The 19211-nt window shown below is 57.1% G+C and carries 18 protein-coding genes and 1 pseudogene; 13 read left to right on the forward strand and 6 right to left on the reverse strand.

Annotation, left to right across the window (positions count from 1 at the left end; all coding sequences use genetic code 11):
- From ureC to ACR3E2_RS02100, 5 genes are read right to left on the reverse strand one after another with little or no spacing between them, the layout of a single operon-like run.
- On the reverse strand, positions 1–1710 hold the full coding sequence (ureC, locus tag ACR3E2_RS02080) for an urease subunit alpha (RefSeq protein WP_209504409.1): 1710 nt from the start codon (positions 1708–1710) through the stop codon (positions 1–3).
- Positions 1710–2015 (reverse strand): urease subunit beta, encoded by a 306-nt coding sequence (locus ACR3E2_RS02085; RefSeq protein ID WP_209597619.1) that lies wholly within the window; start codon positions 2013–2015, stop codon positions 1710–1712. Before ACR3E2_RS02085 ends, ureC begins: the two co-directional genes overlap by 1 nt.
- Positions 2012–2173: a peptidase M23 gene (locus ACR3E2_RS02090; RefSeq protein ID WP_209504407.1), complete on the reverse strand. Its 162-nt coding sequence runs from the start codon at positions 2171–2173 to the stop codon at positions 2012–2014. The genes ACR3E2_RS02085 and ACR3E2_RS02090 overlap by 4 nt, the downstream gene beginning before the upstream one ends.
- A 16-nt stretch (positions 2174–2189) precedes the next feature.
- Positions 2190–2492, reverse strand: a complete 303-nt coding sequence (locus tag ACR3E2_RS02095) for an urease subunit gamma (RefSeq protein WP_480481750.1) — start codon at positions 2490–2492, stop codon at positions 2190–2192.
- A gap of 1 nt (position 2493) precedes the next feature.
- A complete protein-coding gene (locus ACR3E2_RS02100; RefSeq protein ID WP_480481749.1) occupies positions 2494–3429 on the reverse strand; it encodes an urease accessory protein UreD in 936 nt (311 codons plus the stop codon).
- 281 nt (positions 3430–3710) lie between these two features.
- Here ACR3E2_RS02100 and urtA point away from each other — a divergent pair, with 281 nt between their 5' ends.
- Genes urtA through urtE form a run of 5 tightly spaced genes read left to right on the forward strand, consistent with a single transcriptional unit; the run spans position 3711 to position 9673 of the window.
- Positions 3711–4991 carry an urea ABC transporter substrate-binding protein gene (gene urtA, locus ACR3E2_RS02105; RefSeq protein ID WP_480481748.1) on the forward strand — a complete coding sequence of 427 codons (1281 nt, stop codon included), beginning with the start codon at positions 3711–3713 and terminating at the stop codon, positions 4989–4991.
- Positions 4992–5051: 60 nt separating this feature from the next.
- Positions 5052–7004 (forward strand): urea ABC transporter permease subunit UrtB, encoded by a 1953-nt coding sequence (gene urtB / locus ACR3E2_RS02110; RefSeq protein WP_480481747.1) that lies wholly within the window; start codon positions 5052–5054, stop codon positions 7002–7004.
- Positions 7005–7007: 3 nt separating this feature from the next.
- Complete coding sequence (gene urtC, locus ACR3E2_RS02115; RefSeq protein ID WP_480481746.1) at positions 7008–8237, forward strand: urea ABC transporter permease subunit UrtC; 1230 nt, start codon at positions 7008–7010, stop codon at positions 8235–8237.
- The gene (gene urtD, locus ACR3E2_RS02120) at positions 8234–8974 is read left to right on the forward strand and encodes an urea ABC transporter ATP-binding protein UrtD (protein WP_209504402.1); all 741 of its coding nucleotides are present in this window, start codon (positions 8234–8236) and stop codon (positions 8972–8974) included. Before urtC ends, urtD begins: the two co-directional genes overlap by 4 nt.
- Positions 8975–8977: 3 nt before the next feature.
- Positions 8978–9673, forward strand: a complete 696-nt coding sequence (urtE, locus tag ACR3E2_RS02125) for an urea ABC transporter ATP-binding subunit UrtE (protein ID WP_480481745.1) — start codon at positions 8978–8980, stop codon at positions 9671–9673.
- Positions 9674–9802: 129 nt separating this feature from the next.
- Here urtE and ACR3E2_RS02130 read toward each other — a convergent pair.
- A pseudogene (locus tag ACR3E2_RS02130) lies at positions 9803–10738 on the reverse strand (IS5 family transposase).
- Positions 10739–10957: 219 nt separating this feature from the next.
- Between ACR3E2_RS02130 and ACR3E2_RS02135 the strand changes: the two are divergent.
- From ACR3E2_RS02135 to ACR3E2_RS02170, 8 genes are all read left to right on the forward strand, one after another.
- Positions 10958–12277: an ABC transporter substrate-binding protein gene (locus tag ACR3E2_RS02135; RefSeq protein WP_209504400.1), complete on the forward strand. Its 1320-nt coding sequence runs from the start codon at positions 10958–10960 to the stop codon at positions 12275–12277.
- A 79-nt stretch (positions 12278–12356) separates the two neighbouring features.
- Positions 12357–13304 (forward strand): carbohydrate ABC transporter permease, encoded by a 948-nt coding sequence (locus ACR3E2_RS02140; protein WP_170332156.1) that lies wholly within the window; start codon positions 12357–12359, stop codon positions 13302–13304.
- Positions 13301–14239 (forward strand): carbohydrate ABC transporter permease, encoded by a 939-nt coding sequence (locus ACR3E2_RS02145; RefSeq protein WP_010442361.1) that lies wholly within the window; start codon positions 13301–13303, stop codon positions 14237–14239. Before ACR3E2_RS02140 ends, ACR3E2_RS02145 begins: the two co-directional genes overlap by 4 nt.
- Positions 14236–14424, forward strand: a complete 189-nt coding sequence (locus tag ACR3E2_RS02150; RefSeq protein WP_209504399.1) for a hypothetical protein — start codon at positions 14236–14238, stop codon at positions 14422–14424. The genes ACR3E2_RS02145 and ACR3E2_RS02150 overlap by 4 nt, the downstream gene beginning before the upstream one ends.
- A 2-nt stretch (positions 14425–14426) precedes the next feature.
- A complete protein-coding gene (locus ACR3E2_RS02155) occupies positions 14427–15524 on the forward strand; it encodes an ABC transporter ATP-binding protein (protein WP_209504398.1) in 1098 nt (365 codons plus the stop codon).
- On the forward strand, positions 15517–16509 hold the full coding sequence (locus ACR3E2_RS02160; RefSeq protein ID WP_480481744.1) for an ABC transporter ATP-binding protein: 993 nt from the start codon (positions 15517–15519) through the stop codon (positions 16507–16509). The genes ACR3E2_RS02155 and ACR3E2_RS02160 overlap by 8 nt, the downstream gene beginning before the upstream one ends.
- A gap of 11 nt (positions 16510–16520) precedes the next feature.
- Positions 16521–18143 (forward strand): dihydroxyacetone kinase subunit DhaK, encoded by a 1623-nt coding sequence (locus ACR3E2_RS02165; protein WP_209504396.1) that lies wholly within the window; start codon positions 16521–16523, stop codon positions 18141–18143.
- Between the two features lie 7 nt (positions 18144–18150).
- On the forward strand, positions 18151–19209 hold the full coding sequence (locus ACR3E2_RS02170; protein WP_480481742.1) for a LacI family DNA-binding transcriptional regulator: 1059 nt from the start codon (positions 18151–18153) through the stop codon (positions 19207–19209).
- Positions 19210–19211: the final 2 nt, after the last annotated feature.

A 19211-nucleotide genomic window follows, 5' to 3' on the forward strand; every position in this document is an offset into this window, starting at 1 on the left:
TCAGAACATAAAGTATCGCTGCGCCATCGGCAGCACCTCGGCAGGTTGGCAGGTCAGCAATTCACCATCGGCGCGGACCTCGTAGGTTTCCGGGTCTACTTCGACATGGGGCGTCGCATCGTTTAGCGGCAAATTGCGTTTGCCAATCTCGCGTGTGTTCCGCACGGCGACTGTTTTCTTGGCCAGGCCTAGAGTTTCACCGATCCCGTCCGCCTGCGCTGCTGCCGAGACAAAGGTAATCGCCGAGTGCTCCACCGACCGCCCATAAGCCCCGAACATCGGACGGCTGTAAACAGGTTGCGGTGTCGGGATCGAGGCATTTGGGTCGCCCATCTGCGCGCAGGCAATTGTACCGCCCAGCAGAACCATCTCGGGTTTCACGCCGAAAAAGGCCGGGTTCCACAGGACAAGATCGGCGCGCTTGCCTACCTCGATGCTGCCGATTTCATGGCTCAGACCGTGGGCAATCGCCGGGTTGATGGTGTACTTGGCGATGTAACGGCGGACCCGCAGGTTGTCGTTTTCACCGGTTTCCTCGGTCAGACGCCCTCGCTGTTTCTTCATCTTGTCGGCGGTTTGCCATGTGCGGATCAGCACCTCTCCGACCCGGCCCATGGCCTGGCTGTCAGACGCGATGATCGAGAACGCACCCATGTCGTGCAGGATATCCTCGGCCGCGATGGTCTCGCACCGGATGCGGCTTTCGGCAAAGGCTACGTCCTCGGGGATGGACTTGTCGAGGTGATGGCAGACCATCAGCATATCCAGATGTTCCTCGACCGTGTTTACAGTGAAAGGTCGCGTCGGGTTGGTCGAGGAGGGAAGAACGTGATTCTCGCCACAAATCTTGATGATGTCAGGGGCATGGCCGCCACCTGCGCCTTCGGTGTGGAAGGCGTGGATGGTGCGTCCTTTCATGGCGGCGACAGTGTTTTCGACGAAACCGGATTCGTTCAGAGTATCGGTGTGGATCATCACCTGTACATCCATCGAATCGGCCACCGACAGGCAGCAGTCGATGGCGGCAGGGGTCGTGCCCCAATCCTCATGCAGTTTCAGAGCGCAGGCCCCGGCATTGACCTGTTCCTCGAGCGCAGCTGGCAATGAGGCGTTGCCCTTGCCCGCAAAGGCGAGGTTCATCGGGAAGGCATCCGCCGCCTGCAACATCCGTCCGATATGCCAGGGGCCGGGGGTGCAGGTGGTGGCCAGCGTGCCATGGGCCGGACCCGTGCCGCCGCCTAACATGGTGGTCAGGCCGGAATGCAGCGCGTCTTCGATCTGCTGAGGGCAAATGAAGTGGATATGGCTGTCGAACCCGCCTGCGGTCAGGATGCGCCCCTCGCCCGCGATGGCTTCGGTGCCGGGGCCGATGATAATGTCGACACCTGGCTGCGTGTCGGGGTTCCCCGCCTTGCCGATCCTGGCGATACGCCCGTCTTTCAGACCGACATCCGCCTTGTAGACACCCGAATGATCCACGATCAGCGCATTGGTGATGACTGTATCCACCGCCCCCTTGTCCCGTGTGACCTGAGACTGCCCCATCCCGTCGCGGATCACTTTCCCGCCGCCGAACTTGACCTCTTCGCCATAGATGGTCAGATCGCGTTCGACCTCGATGATCAGGTCGGTATCGGCCAGCCGCATTTTATCGCCGGTGGTGGGGCCGAACATGGCGGCATAGTCGGAGCGTTTGATTTTTGCTGGCATCACAACGCCCCCATGACCTTTTGATTGAACCCATAGACCTTGCGTGCGCCGCCGATCGGGATCAGCGAAACCTCGCGTTCCTGTCCCGGTTCGAACCGCACGGCGGTGCCGGGGGCGATGTCCAGACGCAGGCCATGGGCGGCAGCGCGGTCGAATTCCAGCGCCGGGTTGGTCTCGGCAAAATGATAGTGCGAGCCGACCTGAATCGGGCGGTCGCCAGTATTGGCGACCATCAGCGTCAACGGCTCGGCGCCCAGGTTGAACGTGATTTCGCCTTCAGCGGGGAAATGCTCGCCGGGGATCATTTGTTTAGCTTCACCATCAAGGCAACAGCAGCCAACGCGACAATCGCGAGGCCCACGGCCAGAGCGGCATAGTCCGTGCCATGCGCGTGGATATGCGTGCCGTTATGCGCGGCGGCGGGGCCAGCTAGGATCAGAACAGGGAAAAGCATGCGGGTCATATCAGTGTTCCTTTTTTTAGCGAATAGGGTTGTGAACGGTCACCAGCTTGGTGCCGTCGGGAAAGGTGGCCTCAACTTGAACCTCGTGAATCATCTCGGGGACGCCTTCCATGCATTGCGCGCGGGTGATCACCTCGGCCCCGGCTTGCATCATATCGGCGACCGACCGCCCGTCGCGTGCGCCTTCAACCACGGCGCTGGTGATAAGGGCAATCGCCTCGGGATGGTTCAGTTTGACACCACGGGCCAGTCGTTTACGGGCAACTTCAGCGGCCACGGCGACCAGCAGTTTGTCTTTTTCACGGGGAGTCAGGTTCATGTCAGATTGTCCAGCATCTTGGAAGCGAGTCGTTGTTCAGTCGCCGAAGCACGGGCATCAGACTTCGGCGCAGGGCATACCCGTTCTTGGCCAGCAGTCGGACGACCAGCAGGTCAGGTTGAAACAGGCTGGCCCCGGCGGTATCGGGCAGCATCTGGCGGATTGCCTTCAGATGCCCTTCGGCCCTGGGCGAGGCAAATGCGACTAAGGCCATCGCGCCCGCGCCATCTGCAATGTGCTGACGGGCCAGATGCGCGCTAAGGTCGCCGGTGAACCGGGTGGCGTCCAGAAACACCATCCTTTCGTTGCGCCGAATCTCGATCCGATCGCTGAGGCGGATATCCGTCAGAGTTTCACCCATCGCGGTACGACCAAAGATCAAAGGTTCAACCATAAGGGCCGAGGCATCCTCGGCCAAATCAATACGCAAGCGCCGGTTTAATGCGCTGCCACTGTACAGGATCGTCTCTTGCGGAAGCCAGTTCAGCCTTGCCTGCGGACCGGCGGTTAAAGTGTTGACGATGCGTGCGGCCTGACCGGGTTGTGCTTTGTATGCCCGCTCACAAGCCTGCGTGGTCACTGTCAGTTCGGTGCCCCGGCCTGCGCGGCCTGAAAACCGGAAATCATCACCGCCAGTAACACCACCAGCCGTGTTCAAAAGCACGGCGTCCAATTGGCTGCCGTGTCCGCGTGGGAAGAGACATTTGAACGAACCCGCCGGCCGCAAGCGATCAATCACACTGCGCCCGTGGAACAGTTTGGCCGACAGCGTAACCCGGCCTTCAGCGCGTGGCGGTCTCGCATGTGACGCCGACGATATGGGCGTGAATTGAGTGATGGCAGCGGCTTTCGCGTCATGAACGTTTGGCGCTTTTTCACCTTTGGGATGTCGAAACTCTATCGACAGGTGCAGATTTTCGACCAAGTCCCGTACCATAAGTGCAATTTTTAATCACGCATGCAGCATGTAGATCAAAAATCGGGCATATCAGTCCACTTTGCCAGAATGCTATGGGGCCAGATTTGCCTATTTCGCTGCAATGCAGAATCGATGTGGGGCCTGCCGGGCTAACGACCGCCGGGGGTGTGTGACGGCTGCGCGAATTGGACCTCGGACACAACCGCCACACGTAACGCAACATACAGTTGCGGGGATCAGGTAGTAGAAGACAGCGTGTCAACGCAAGGCTTCTGTGCCCGCCCCGCCAGGAGAATTACATGACATCTCTCATATCCACGCTCTTCGGATCGGTTGTCTTTGCCGCCATGGCAACGGCCGCTCTGTCTGCTGAAGACACGATCAAAGTCGGCGTACTGCACTCGTTGTCAGGCACTATGGCGATTTCGGAAACCACGCTGAAAGACACGATGTTGATGCTGATCGACCAGCAGAACGCCAAAGGCGGCCTGCTGGGCAAGCAGCTTGAGGCAGTTGTGGTTGATCCTGCATCCGACTGGCCGCTGTTTGCGGAAAAAGCGCGTGAGCTACTGACCGTGCATGAGGTGGATGTGATCTTTGGCAATTGGACGTCCGTCAGCCGCAAATCGGTGCTGCCGGTGATTGAGGAACTGAACGGCCTTCTGTTTTATCCGGTGCAGTATGAGGGTGAAGAAAGCTCGAAAAACGTCTTCTATACCGGTGCCGCGCCGAACCAACAAGCGATCCCGGCGACCGACTATTTCCTCGACGAGCTTGGCGTTGAGAAATTCGCGCTGCTTGGCACAGACTATGTCTATCCCCGCACCACCAACAATATCCTCGAAAGCTATCTGAAGCAAAAGGGCATCGCGGACGGTGATATCTTCGTCAACTACACGCCCTTTGGCCATTCCGACTGGTCCAAGATCGTGGCGGATGTGGTTGCGCTGGGTGCGGATGGTAAGAAGGTCGGAGTGATCTCAACCATCAATGGCGACGCCAACATCGGCTTCTACAAGGAACTGGCTGCGGCTGGCGTCTCGGCGGATGACATTCCGGTCGTTGCGTTCTCGGTCGGAGAGGAAGAACTGTCGGGCCTGGATACAACCAACCTTGTGGGCCATCTGGCTGCTTGGAATTACTTTCAGTCGGCGGATACCGACGCCAACACTGAATTTGTTGAAACATGGAAAGCTACCATGGGCGAAGACCGGGTGACCAACGACCCGATGGAGGCACATTACATCGGTTTCAACATGTGGGTTAACGCCGCGACCGAGGCCGGTTCGACCGACGTAGATGCCGTGCGCGCCGCGATGTACGGGCAGGAATTCCCGAACCTGACCGGTGGAACCGCTGTCATGCTGCCGAACCACCATTTGGCCAAGCCGGTTCTGATCGGTGAGATTCAGGAAGACGGCCAGTTCGACATCATCAGCGAAACCGACGTTGTGCCGGGCGACGCCTGGACCGACTTCCTACCGGAATCGGCGGTGCTGGTATCGGATTGGAAAGAGCTGGGCTGCGGTATGTACAACACCGAGACCGAGACCTGCGTTCAGACCCTGTCGAACTACTAACCGACACGCAAGGTGGGTGTGATGCCCGCCTTGCCCCCAAAGACACTCGGGTTTCACCACATGTTACGACTTTTCCTTGCGGGCCTCGCAATTCTATGCGCCCACCTGACCGCCAACGCGCAAGAGGCCGGTCTGCAACCGATCCTGCAAGAGCATCAGGAGATCATCGCCAAAAGCTCACGCAAGACAATCGGGCCCGTGATTGATGCGATTGCCAGCAGCGGGTTGCCGCAAGCGCAGGTGATGCTTGAGACATGGGCCGCCAAGGACGTGTGGATGCGCAAGTCGGACGGCCTGTTCTTTGCAGGCAAAAAGGTCGAAGGCCGGTCGTATGAGCTTACCGATTTCGATACTGGCGAGGTCGTTGGTATTTTCGAGAAATCCAACCTGAAGCAGTTGAAGCCCAATAGCGGCATCCGCGCGATGATTGGCACGGCTCTGGTGCAGTACCAGCTAACAGATCCGGACCGCGCTCGGCGGCTGGCCGCTTTGCAATCCATCCAACGTGACCCCGAACGTGCTTTGCTGGAGCCCCTACGCGCGTCGATTGCCGATGAAGCTGATGCTGATCTGAAAGCTCACAAACAACGGCTCGAACGGTTGCTGACGATTGGATATGACGAAGATACCGCGGCGCGCGTGGCTGCGATTGAGCAGATGTCCGACGATCTGGGCGTGGACGTCCGTGGCGCATTAAATCCACTGATCGCGACGACGCGACAAGCAGCACCGGAACTTCCGTCTAATGTGAATATCGCCGCCGTTTTAGAACCGGGTTCGAGTGATTTGACGCGCGATGAGGCCTATGACTTGCTGGTCACTGGCAATCTGGCGCCCCCACGCTTGTCACGGGATGATATCCGGACAGCTCTTGCGGCCAATATTGACGGGGGTCGCGTTGGTGACATTCCGCTTGCGCAACTGAATACAGATGAAACGCGCGCTCGGGCATATGTAGCCTTGGCAGAGGCAAGGGTCGTTCCCGCCTTGGTAACCGAGGCCGACATAAACACGGCGCTGGCTGAACATGTGTTCATTGATACCTACACGGAACCCTCGCCCGAAGTGACCGCAGCTGCAGTGCAGGCACTTGAACAGATCGAGCTGAAGGTCGGCCTGAACCAGACGCTCGACCTGACACTGGACGCGATCTCATTGGCGTCGATCTATTTCTTGGCAGCCATCGGTCTGGCGATCACCTTCGGCGTGATGGGTGTGATCAACATGGCTCATGGTGAGTTCATCATGATGGGCGCCTATACCGGATACGTGGTGCAGCAGTTCATCCCCGACCACACGCTGTCGATAATCGTCGCCATCCCGATGGCCTTTGCCGTCACCTTCGCGATGGGCGTCGCGATGGAGCGGCTAGTTATCCGCTGGCTCTATGCCCGTCCGCTTGAGACGCTGCTGGCGACCTTTGGCATCTCAATCGCACTGCAACAGCTGGCCAAGAACATTTTTGGCACGCAGGCCCGCCCGCTGACCGCGCCCGGCTGGCTGGATGGGGCGTGGGTGCTGAACGATGTGGTTTCGATCAGTTATATCCGCATCGCGATCTTTGTGCTGGCGACGATCTTTTTGGGACTGTTCCTCTACATTATGAAGCGCACGCGGCTTGGGCTTGAGATGCGCGCGGTGACACAGAACCCACGCATGGCCGGGTCGATGGGTATCAATCCGGGGCGGGTGAATATGCTGACCTTCGGCTTGGGCTCGGGCATCGCCGGGATTGCCGGGGTTGCGATTGGTCTGTTCGCAAAGGTCACGTCCGATCTGGGCAGCGACTATATCGTGCAAAGCTTCATGACCGTGGTTGTTGGCGGCGTCGGAAACATCTGGGGCGCGCTGGCAGGTGCGGGCATGATCGGCTTCCTGCAAAAGGGGATCGAGTGGATGAACCCCTCGAACACCCTCGCCGCGCAAACATACATGATCATCTTCATCATCATTTTCATCCAGTTCCGGCCAAGGGGCATCATTGCCCTCAAAGGTCGTGCGGCGGGGGATTGAGCCATGGAACGCAGCTTTGTCGCCAAAAACCCATCGGTACTGGTCTTTCTGGCCATCCTCTCCCTGTTCACGTTGGGCGTCACCGTCCTGTCCGAAGGGTTCGGGATTGGCGTGATCTCGACCAGCTTTGTCAAAACGCTGGGCAAGACCCTGTGCCTTTGCCTGATCGCTGTGGCCATGGATTTGGTCTGGGGATTTACGGGCATCCTGTCCCTCGGCCATTTCGCGTTCTTCGGGCTGGGCGGCTACATGATCGGCATGTGGCTGATGTATGAACGTACCCGCCTGATCGTGGTGGAGTCGCTGTCCCAAGCCGACATTCCGCCAACATCGGCCGAGGTCGTGGATGCCATCGGCACGCAAATCTTCGGCGTCGTCGGATCGTCCGAATTCCCGCTGATCTGGGCCTTTTCGGACAGCCTGTTCCTGCAACTGGCGCTGGTCGTGCTGGTGCCGGGCCTTCTGGCACTGATCTTTGGTTGGCTGGCGTTCCGCAGCCGGGTCACGGGTGTCTACCTGTCGATCCTGACCCAAGCCATGACATTGGCACTGGCGCTGTACCTGTTCCAGAACGACAGCGGTATGCGTGGCAACAACGGCCTGTCGGGCCTGCAGAACCTGCCGGGCGTCACGGCCTCGCAGGACTTGGTGTCAATCTGGTTCCTCTGGGCCTCAGCGCTGGCCCTGGGGCTGGGCTACATGCTGGCGGCATGGATCGTGGCGGGCAAGTTCGGCTCGGTTATCCGCGGCATCCGCGATAATGAGGCGCGAGTGCGGTTCCTTGGCTATTCGGTCGAGAATTACAAGCTGGCTGTCTTCACATTGACCGCCTGCATCGCCGCCATCGCGGGCGCGCTGTATTATCCGCAGGCGGGGATCATCAACCCCGAGGAGATGGCCCCCATTGCCTCGATATATCTTGCCGTCTGGGTCGCCATCGGCGGGCGTGGTCGCCTGTATGGAGCGGTCATCGGCGCGGCGTTTGTCAGCCTGCTCAGCACATGGTTCACAGGTGGACAAGCGCCGGACATCCCATTTGGGTTCTACACGATCAAATGGGTCGACTGGTGGCAGGTGCTGCTGGGCGTCTCATTCGTGCTGGTAACCCTGTTCGCACCAAAGGGTATTGGAGGGCTATTCGACCTCTGGACCAACCACCGCGCGCCGCAACGCTACGGTGCCCCGCTTGGACCCGATGAAAGCGCATTGCGCGAAATGGAGGCCTTGGAATGAGCACTCTGCTGGAGGTCAGCGGCGTTTCAGTCACCTTCGACGGGTTCCGCGCCATCAACAACCTGTCCTTCCAGATTGGCAAGGCCGAGCTTCGCGCGGTTATCGGGCCGAACGGGGCAGGTAAAACGACCTTCATGGATATTGTCACCGGCAAGACCCGGCCTGACGAGGGCCGGGTAACCTGGGGTGAGAAATCCGTTTCCCTGCTGCGAATGAGCGAGGCCAAGATCGCGCAAGCCGGCATCGGGCGTAAGTTCCAGAAACCCACCGTGTTCGAGGACCAGACCGTGCAGGAAAACCTGCTGATGGCGTTGAAGAATAAACGGGGCTGGCTGGGTGTGCTGTTCTATCGCCCTTCGACGGATCATCTGGAGAAGGTCGAGGAACTGGCCGCTGAGATTGGCCTGTATGGCGAACTGCTCCGCAAATCCGGCGAACTAAGCCACGGACAAAAGCAATGGTTGGAAATCGGGATGCTACTGGCGCAGGAACCACGTCTGTTGCTAGTGGACGAACCCGCCGCCGGGATGACCTCGCAAGAACGCGAACACACAACCGACCTGCTGGTACAGGCCGCCAAGACCCGCGCCGTCGTGGTTGTGGAACATGACATGGAGTTCGTCCGCCGCCTGAATTGTCGGGTCACGGTTCTGCATGAAGGCTCGGTTCTGGCCGAAGGTTCGCTGGATCATGTCACATCAAATCAGGATGTCATCGACGTTTATCTGGGGCGCTAAACAATGCTGAAACTGACCGATCTGACCCTGCATTACGGGCACTCGCAAATCCTCAACTGTATCTCGTTGGAGGCCGCGCGAGGAGAGGTGACTTGCGTGATGGGCACCAATGGTGTGGGCAAGACCAGCCTGATCAAGGCGATCTCGGGCACGCATCCGCGCTCGGGCGGCGATCTGATGCTGAATGACGAGGCCCTGCCGCCTCTGCCAGCCCATCGCATGGCGTGGAAAGGCGTGGCCTATGTGCCGCAGGGGCGCGAGATTTTCCCGTTGCTGACTGTGCGCGAAAATCTGGAAACCGGTTTTGCCTGCCTGTCAGCAAGCGAACATTTCGTTCCGGACGAGATCTTCGATATGTTCCCGGTGCTGAAGAAAATGCAGAACCGGCGCGGGGGTGATCTGTCGGGTGGCCAGCAACAGCAACTTGCCATCGCCCGGGCGCTGATCGCCAAGCCTCAACTTTTGCTGCTGGACGAACCAACCGAAGGCATTCAGCCCAACATCATCCAGCAGATCGGCGAAGTAATTCGTCACCTCCGAACCAAAGGAGAGATGGCCATCGTTCTGGTCGAGCAGTATTTCGATTTCGCCTATGATCTTGCCGACAAGTTCATCGTCCTGCGGCGCGGCGCGGTCCTGATGCAAGGCACGCGGGACGAGCTATCGCGGGAACAGGTTCTGCAAGGCGTAACGGTTTGACATTCATAAAGGAACCAGCCTATTGAGCGGCGAGAAGCTTCAGGGTTTAAGGGGCGCAATTTAGCACTCCAGCTAGGCTTTGTTGCGCGAAGAGCCTGAAGCCCGGACTTCCCTTTTCCCCGGACGTACTTATCCTGTGGGCTCTGTGACCGGTATGCCGAGCGCGGTGTAGCTGTTCAGGACGGCTGCACGGATTGGGAGTTCGGCGACTGGACGCTCGAAGTCGCGCGCCATGAGGCTCTGCCCCAACAGCTTCACGCAGTGCATCTTCGTTTCGGCGCGACTGCGGCGGTGGTATCCGCTCCAATTTCGCCGGATGGCACGGCCAAGGTATTTCGAGGCGCACAGCGCCTCGTTACGGGCGATAGCGCCTGCTGTCGATGGCTTTCGCGGTTTTGCGTTCTTGCGCGGCGGGATAACGGCGTGGGCACCCCGGTTTGCGATGGCATCGTGGCATTTGCGCGTGTCATACGCCCCGTCTGCGGTGACCGAGGCGATCTCGACATCGACCGGGATCTGGCTGAGTAGTTCAGGCAGCATGGGCGCATCACCGATGTTGTTACCGGTGATTTCGATGGCGCGGATCTCCAGCGTCTGTTCGTCAACGCCGATGTGGATCTTGCGCCAGAGACGGCGTTTCGCGCGGCCATGCTTGCGGGCATGCCATTCGCCTTGGCCCTCCGCCTTGAAGCCGGCGCTGTCGATCAGAAGGTTCAGGGAACCTTGCTAGCCGCGATAGGGTATGGAAACCGCCAGGGTCTTCTGGCGCCTGCTCAGCGTGCTGAAATCCGGCACCGACCAGTCGAGGCCGACCAGGCGCAGCAGGCTCTCCACGAAGTCCGTGGTCTGCCTGAGGGCCATGCCGAAGAGGACCTTCATCGTCGTCAGGCATGTCTGAATCGCAGCGCCGCTATACTGCGGCTACCGGCCTTGCTTACCGGTCGGCGGTGGTACCCAAACCATGTCCGGATCAAATCAGATCGCCAGGGAGCCACGTTGCTTGAGGGCTTCATTGTAGGCTGGCCAGTTCTTGGTCTTGTAGCTCGGCGGGATAGGTCTGCTCATGCAGTCCAGCTACCACGCTGGATTCACAAGATGAATCCCTCACCCAACCTTTGCGCAACAAAGCCAATCAACAGCTAAAAGAATATCTGACGGCCTCTTCTGACAGTTTGAGGTACGAACCTCAAAAAAATCTGGACATGAGGTGCGTACCTCAAATAGCCTTGGAAGTATGCCGCGATTCGCACATCCTCGATTGACGGCGCAAAAAGGGAGGAATGGATGACTTACACAAAACTGGCCTCGGCCAGCGCAATAGTCCTTGCCGCTACTACTCTTTCTACCAAGGCAAATGCTGAAGATCTGACGCTATGTTGGGCTGCATGGGACCCGGCCAACGCGCTTGTCGAACTATCAAAAGAATTCGAAGCAGAATCCGGCCACACGATGAACTTCGAATTTGTTCCCTGGCCAAATTTTGCGGACCGGATGCTGAATGAGCTGAATTCCGGTGGTAAGCTCTGCGATCTGCTTATTGGTGACAGCCAATGGATCGGCGGTGGCGCTGAAAATGGCCACTATGTCAAACTGAACGACTTCTTCGATGCTGAAGGCATCAGCATGGACGATTTCGCGCCGGCCACTGTCTACGCCTATTCAACTTGGCCCAAGGGCACACCCAATTACTATGCCCTGCCTGCGATGGGCGATGCGAATGGCTGGTTCTATCGCAAGGACTGGTTCGAAAATCCTGAAATCCAAGCCGCATACAAAGAAGCAACTGGTCAGGATTTACGTGAGCCTGAATCTCAGAAAGAACTATTACAGATCGCCCAGTTCTTTCAGGGTCGTGAGATCGACGGCAAGACAGTCTACGGCGCAGCTATCTTTACCGAGCGCGGCTCGGAAGGGATCACCATGGGTGTGACCGGAGCACTGTATCCTTGGGGCTTTAAATACGAAAACACCCCGGGCTCATATGACATGGAAGGCGCCGTAAACTCACCCGAAGCGGTAGAGGCGCTGGAATTCTATAAGGAATTCTACGAAACGGCGACGCCTCCGGGATATACCAACTCTTACATGGGTGAGAGCTTGGACGCCTTCAAGTCCGGTCAGGTCGCCATGGCCATGAACTGGTTTGCGTTCTTCCCAGGTCTCTATGCTGACCCCAATACCGGCGGTGACAAGATCGACTTCTTTGTGAACCCACCGCAAAATCAGGCAGGTTCGACGCTGGGCGGACAAGGTATCTCTGTTGTCAGCTACTCTGACAAACAGGACGCTGCACTTGAGTACATCAAGTGGTTCGCACAGCCTGAAGTGCAGGCCAAGTGGTGGGAGCTAGGCGGCTACTCGGCGCATAACTCAGTGCTGGAAGATCCTGGTTTCGTGGACAGCCAACCGTTTGCCGGTGACTTCCTGGAAGCAATGGCTGGGGTTCAGGATTTCTGGCAAGAGCCTGCCTATGCAGAACTCCTGCTGGCCATGCAGAAACGCATCCACGACTACGTCGTTGCTGATCAAGGTACAGCTCAAGAAGCTCTTAATCTTTTGATCGAAGATTGGACTGAAGTCTTCGAAGACGAAGGCAAGCTGTAGTCCGGACACAGGCAGGAGCGGGCGCAATCCCGCTCCACCTTCACCCGTGAGTCCTAAACCAACAAGAACTGGCAAAGAGATGTCTGACCGGACCGTAGATCGCGTTGCCCAGGCAACGCCCGAGCGAGTTGCGCGAAAAATCCGAGGGTTATCCGACCGCGCGATCGCCTGGATATTCATCTCCCCGACGATTTTTCTATTGCTGGCGATCAACATCTTTCCGTTGATCTGGACCATCCAACTGAGCTTTACCAACTACAAGGCCAACCGGATCGGGCGCGAAGTCAAAGATGTCGGGCTCAGGAATTACGAGCGTATTCTGACAGACTCGGACACCTGGCTAAATATGCAGGCGACGGCGCACTTCCTGTTCTGGACGATCTTTTTCCAGGTCTTGATCGGGTTTACTTTGGCCTGGTTGATCAACAAGAAATTCAAGGGCAACGATCTTTGGACCACGATCATCGTGCTGCCGATGATGCTGTCTCCTGCAGTCGTCGGGAACTTCTGGAAGTTCCTGTATCAACCTCAAATCGGGCTGTTTAACTACATCGTGTCATGGTTCACAGGCAAAGATCCATCGAGCTTTGAAATGCTGGGATCCGTTACTTTGGCCCCTTGGGCGATCGTTATTGTCGACACCTGGATGTGGACCCCCTTCGTGATGCTAATCTGTCTGGCCGGGCTGCGCAGCATTCCCGATTACATCTACGAGGCGGCTGAGATCGACAGGGCCAGCAAGCTGCGGCAGTTCTTTACGATCACCATCCCGATGGTCCTGCCGTTCCTGATGCTTGCCGTGCTGTTTCGAGGGATCGAGAACTTCAAGATGTTCGACCTGGTGGTTCAGCTAACCGGCGGAGGGCCCGGTTCTGTAACGGAACTCACCTCAATCAATCTCAAGCGGGAGGCGTTTGAGAAGTGGCGTACGGGCTACGCCTCGGCCTATGCGATCATCCTTTTCGTCACCGTGTTCGGCCTTGCGTCGATCTACGTCAAAGCCTTGAACAAGGTGAAACAGAGATGAGCAGTTTTTCCGTAACCGAACCTTCGAACCGTTCCAAGTGGATCGCCGGTTTTCTGGTCATCACTTATGCGCTGATCACAATGATCCCGCTGGTTTGGATTTTACTGACAGGTTTCAAGTCTCCAGCCGATGCGATCAGCTACCCACCCAAAGTGGTCTTTGACCCAACGCTTGAAGGGTATGTAAATCTCTTCACCACGCGCACGCGGCAGACGCAGGAGTTTTTGGAAGCGAACCCGCCGCAGAACTGGGCCGATGAGATCGTCCGCCAATACGACATGGTGATTGTCGGGCCATCAAAGTTTGGCGAGCGTTTTATGAATTCGGTTATCATCGGATTTGGCTCGACGTTCTTGAGTATCTTCCTTGGTACGCTGGCCGCCTATGCGTTCAGTAGGTTCAAGGTCCCGCTCAAGGACGACCTTTTGTTCTTTATCCTGAGTACAAGGATGATGCCACCGGTCGCTGTCGCCATCCCAATCTTCCTGATGTTCAGAAACCTTGGATTAAGCGACACGCATCTGGGGATGATCCTGCTGTATACGGGCGTGAATATTTCCTTGGCGGTCTGGTTGCTAAAAGGCTTCATCGACGAAATCCCAAGAGAGTACGAAGAAGCCGCGCTCATAGATGGCTACACGAGGTTTCAGGCGTTTTACAAAGTGGTGCTGCCGCAAGCCGCGACCGGCATAGCCTCAACAGCTATCTTTTGCCTGATCTTCGCCTGGAATGAGTACGCGTTTGCCGTGCTGCTGACATCCGCGAACGCGCAGACTGCACCACCGTTCATCCCAACCATTATCGGTATTGGCGGCCTGGACTGGCCTGCAGTGGCGGCAGGTGCCACGATCTTCCTGATCCCTGTCATGATTTTCACCATCCTGATGCGCAAACACCTGCTGCGTGGGATCACATTCGGAGCCGTGCGCAAATGAGCGAGTTTCTTACCGGATTGATGCGTTTTCGCCGGGGCCCATGGGAGATGATCGCGACCATCCTCATCGCTCTGGGTGTCTTCATGCTTATGCAGCCCTTTGTCCTTTGGGCCTTCACATATTCTTTCATCGTCACGCTGATCGGAACCGTCATGTTCATCATCGTCAGCCATTTCCCGGAGTAGAAATGGCCCAGATCGTAGTTAAAAACGTAAAGAAGATGTTCGGCGATTTCACGGCTGTCCGCGAAAGCTCGTTCACGATTGAGGACGGTGAGTTCTTCATGTTGCTAGGGCCATCCGGCTGCGGAAAGACGACGACGCTGCGGATGATCGCAGGCTTGGAACTTCCGACGTCGGGTGAAATCTACCTGGACGGCGAGGAGATCAGCCAGCGCCCCCCATCGGAGCGAGACATTGCCTTCGTGTTCCAGATGTTTGCGCTGTATCCGCACATGAACGTGCGAAAAAATATCAGCTACCCCCTGATATCGCAGGGCATGCCGCGTGCTGCTGTCAAAGCCAAAGTAGAAGAAGTCGCGGGAATTCTGGGGATCAAGGACATCCTCGATAGCCCGGTAGGTGGGTTGTCAGGCGGCGATAGGCAGCGCGTGGCGCTTGGACGCGCGATTGTTCGCGAACCCAAGGCGTTCATGATGGACGAACCTCTTGGTGCCCTGGATGCCGAATTTCGTGAGCACATGGCCGAAGAACTGCGCGCGCTTCATGATCGCATGGGGGCGACCACTGTTTACGTCACACATGATCAGCTGGAAGCCATGCAAATGGGGGACAAGATCGTGGTGATGAACAACGCTGTGATCGAGCAATTCGGCACACCTCAGGAAATCTACGACAAACCAGCTACGATGTTCGTTGCAGATTTTATCGGGTCTCCTTCGATGAACTTCCTGCCGTTTCAGGGAAAGGTCGCGCATGGCTCGGAAACGGTGCGACTGAATGGTCACGACGAAGCCGTACCCACACTGTTGGAAGGGGCGGAAGGTGACTTGGTTTTCGGTGTTCGCCCTGAGCATGTTTTTCTGTCGGATGCCAGCGCCTACCGAGCCAAGGTCCTGGCCGCAGAATATCTTGGAACCACCCAGATCGTGACGCTGCAAAGCCCGAACGGAGAGCTGAAAGCCCGCATTGATGCGCGCGAAACCCTTAACCCCGGCGAGACGGTTGGCTTGAAGTTCCGCTCATCCGCAGTGACCCTTTTCGAAAATTCTACCGGACGCGCGTTGAGGTCCGCTCTGAACGACGAGGTACTAAGCAATGGCTGAAGTCGTTCTGGAAAACATTTCGAAGTCATTCGGCGAAATCAAAGCGGTGGATGATATCTCAATGACGATCCCCAACGGTGCCTTTGTGGTTTTGTTGGGTCCGACGGGCGCGGGAAAAACAACGACGCTGAGATTGATATCCGGGCTTGAGAAACTGGATTCCGGAACGGTGCGCATTGCCGGGCGTGACGTTGGGATAGATACACCTGCCCAGCGTGATGTGGCGATGGTCTTCCAGCAATACTCGCTGTACCCCCATATGACGGTGCGTGAGAACCTGTCCTTCCCTCTGAGGTCACCGATCCTGAAGACGCCAGAGGATGAGATCGCCAGGAAGGTCAACGCAGTCTCGGAGATCCTGCAGATCCCGCACAAGCTGGACAACAAAGCCACTGAACTGTCTGGCGGCGAAATGCAGCGCGTTTCAATTGGACGGGCACTGGTGCGCGATCCCCAGATTTTCCTGATGGACGAACCGCTCAGCTCTTTGGACGCCAAGCTTCGGGCGGATTTGCGGGTCGAACTGAAAAGGATTCAGGCCGATCTGGGATCAACCTTGCTTTATGTGACCCACGATCAGGTCGAAGCCATGACAATGGCTACGCATATCGGCGTTTTAGAGAACGGCCGGTTGGTTCAATACGGGACACCCCGGGATATCTACGAAAACCCGGGCAGTGTTTACGTTGCCAGCAGGTTGGGTCTGCCGCGAATCAACATCCTGCCGTCCGAGTTGTTCGGAGGCGATCACAAAGGACCACAGATTGGTCTTCGCCCGGAAAACATCATTGAAGGCGAGGGCAGTGAAGCGCGTGTCATACGTGCCGAACATCTGGGCGACCAAACACGGCTGCACCTGGACCTGAATGGCCACCCGGTTGTCACCCTGATTGATGTTCATCAGGATTACCCCTCTGGAAAAATTATAAAAATTCGCCCCCATAACCCGTTGTATTTTGACGCGTCTGGCGCGCGCGTGAATTAAGGAGCAAAAGCATGGCCCAGTTCCTCAACACAAAAGAAACCCTGGTAACCGAGGCGATAGATGGCCTTTTGGCTTCCTCAGGCGGGCAGCTTACACGGCTGGACGGATACCCGCATATCAAGGTTGTCTACCGGTCGGATTGGGACAAGTCGAAAGTCGCCTTGGTTTCTGGCGGAGGGTCTGGTCACGAGCCCGCCCATGCAGGTTTCGTTGGCGCCGGTATGTTGACAGCCGCGGTCTGCGGCGAAGTTTTCGCCTCACCCTCGGTCGAGGCAGTTCTGGCGGGCATTCTTGCGGTCACGGGTGAGGCCGGGTGCCTGCTTATCGTCAAAAATTACACCGGTGATCGATTGAATTTTGGACTGGCGGCTGAACGCGCCCGTGCATTGGGCCGCAAAGTAGAGATGGTCGTAGTTGATGATGACATCGCCTTGCCCGACCTTCCGCAACCACGTGGCGTGGCAGGTACGTTATTGGTGCACAAAATTGCCGGAGCGCTTGCTGAAGGGGGTGCCGATCTGGACACCGTTACCAAAGCAGCAAGAAGTACCATAGCAAAGGTTGTCAGCATCGGAATGAGCTTGGACACCTGCACTGTTCCGGGCTCTCCAAAAGAAGACCGGATTGCCCCTGGCAAAGCGGAACTCGGCTTGGGCATCCACGGCGAGCCCGGTGTACAACAAGTCGAATTTTCAAATGCTGTATCGGCCATGTCCACGGTGGTGGAGAAGCTGAAGCAAAGGGTGGGTGCCGGGCATTGTGTAGCGTTGGTCAACAACCTGGGCTCTACAACTCCTCTGGAAATGGCTGTCCTCACGCATGCGTTGTCCGAAACTGGTATTGCCCACCATATCATTGGCCCGGCGCCGATGATGACGTCGCTGGATATGCACGGGTTTTCGGTATCCATTCTGCCTGTGGATCAGGACGAATTGTCAGCTCTTGAAGCACCTGTTGATCTGGCCGCATGGCCCGGCGTCAATTCCATCGACCCGATCAAAGTAGCCCCGTTGCCTGATGGCCTGACACCAATCGATCCAATCCCTTCGAACAATCCCACCACGAGGGAAACGATCACCCGCTTATCTGAGCTGCTCATCAACGCAGAGAAGTCTCTGAACGAGCTGGACGCGAAGTCCGGAGATGGCGATACAGGAAGCACACTGGCCACCGCCGCAAGAGCATTGCAAGGTAGCCTTGACCGCATGCCTCTTGCTGATCTGACGCAACTGTTTCCGGCGTTGGGCAATGAGTTAAGCCAGACAATGGGCGGGTCGTCCGGTGTGATACTCGCAATCTTCTTCAATGCAGCCGGAGATGCCTGTGCAAGCGGGGCTTCGGTATCGAAGTCTCTGGTCGAAGGCCTGAATCGCGTGAGCCAGGTTGGGGGTGCCAAGGTCGGTGACCGGACAATGATTGACGCTCTGGCACCTGCACTTGCCGCCCTCCCGTCTGGACTGACCGATGCGGCCGAGGCTGCCCGCGAAGGCGCGAACAACACCGCGAATATTCGTCGTGCGAAGGCAGGCCGCGCGGCCTATGTTCCCGAAGAAAACCTAGTTGGACATAACGATCCCGGTGCCGAGGCTGTTGCTTTGTTGTTTGAAGGCTTGGCGCGGGAGATTGAGGGCTGAAGAACACGTGGAAGACCAAAAACAAAAACTAGAATTGGTGAAAAAGCCAACCGTCAACGACCTCGCGCGCGTCGCCGGTGTCAGTCTGGCGACTGTTGACCGGGTCTTGAACAGACGCCCCGGTGTGCGGGCCGTTACCGTACAGAAAGTCCAAAAGGCGATTGACGAGCTGGGGTATGTGCGCGATACGGCCGCGGCCAACCTAGCGCGAAACCGAGTTTACAACTTCCTCTTTGTTTTACCCGACACGGACAACGAGTTTGTTGAGGCAATCAGCAGTCGGATCGCAGAACAATCCCGTGACCAATTTATCGAGCGGACCCGCATTGCGATAAAGAAGGTCGCTCCGTTCGAGCCGCAAGAAATCGTCTACATTCTGGATGCTGTCGCCAGTTCGGATGTTGATGGCGTTGCCGTTTTCGGGCCTGAAACGCCTTCTGTCCGCGACGCCGTAAAAAGGCTCAGGGACAAAGGCGTTCCGGTGGTTGCGTTGGTGTCTGACTTGCCGAGTTCTGAGCGAGACCACTTTGTAGGAATTGATAACGTTTCGGCAGGGCGAACCGCAGCTCAGCTGATGGGACGATTTGTGCATCGTGACGGCAAGGTTTTGGTACTTACAGGATCCCGTTTGGCACGTGACCACCTAGAGCGCCGTCAAGGCTTTGATCTAGTTGTAGCTGAGGAATTTCCACACCTCGAAGTCGTAGCGTCTGTCGAGGGCCGGGATGACCCGGATCTGATTTACAAGATGATGCCCGAGATCTTTGAAACCTACCCGGATCTGGTTGGAATTTATTCCTCCGCAGCAGGCAATGCAGGACTGATTCAATTTCTTTCAGAAAACAAGCTCAGCAAAGATCTGGTGATCATAGCTCATGAGCTTACTCCGCTTAGTCGTGAGGCGCTTACGCTCGGTACATTTGACGCTCTTATCTCGCAAGACACTGGGCACATTGTTCGTTCAGCCGTCCGTCTGCTGCGTGCAACTTCAGACAAAGTGCCATTCAACAAAGCCCAGGAACGTATCCGTATCGACATCTATCTGAAGGAAAATTTACCGCCATAGAG

The organism is Ruegeria sp. AL7 (assembly GCF_056536105.1).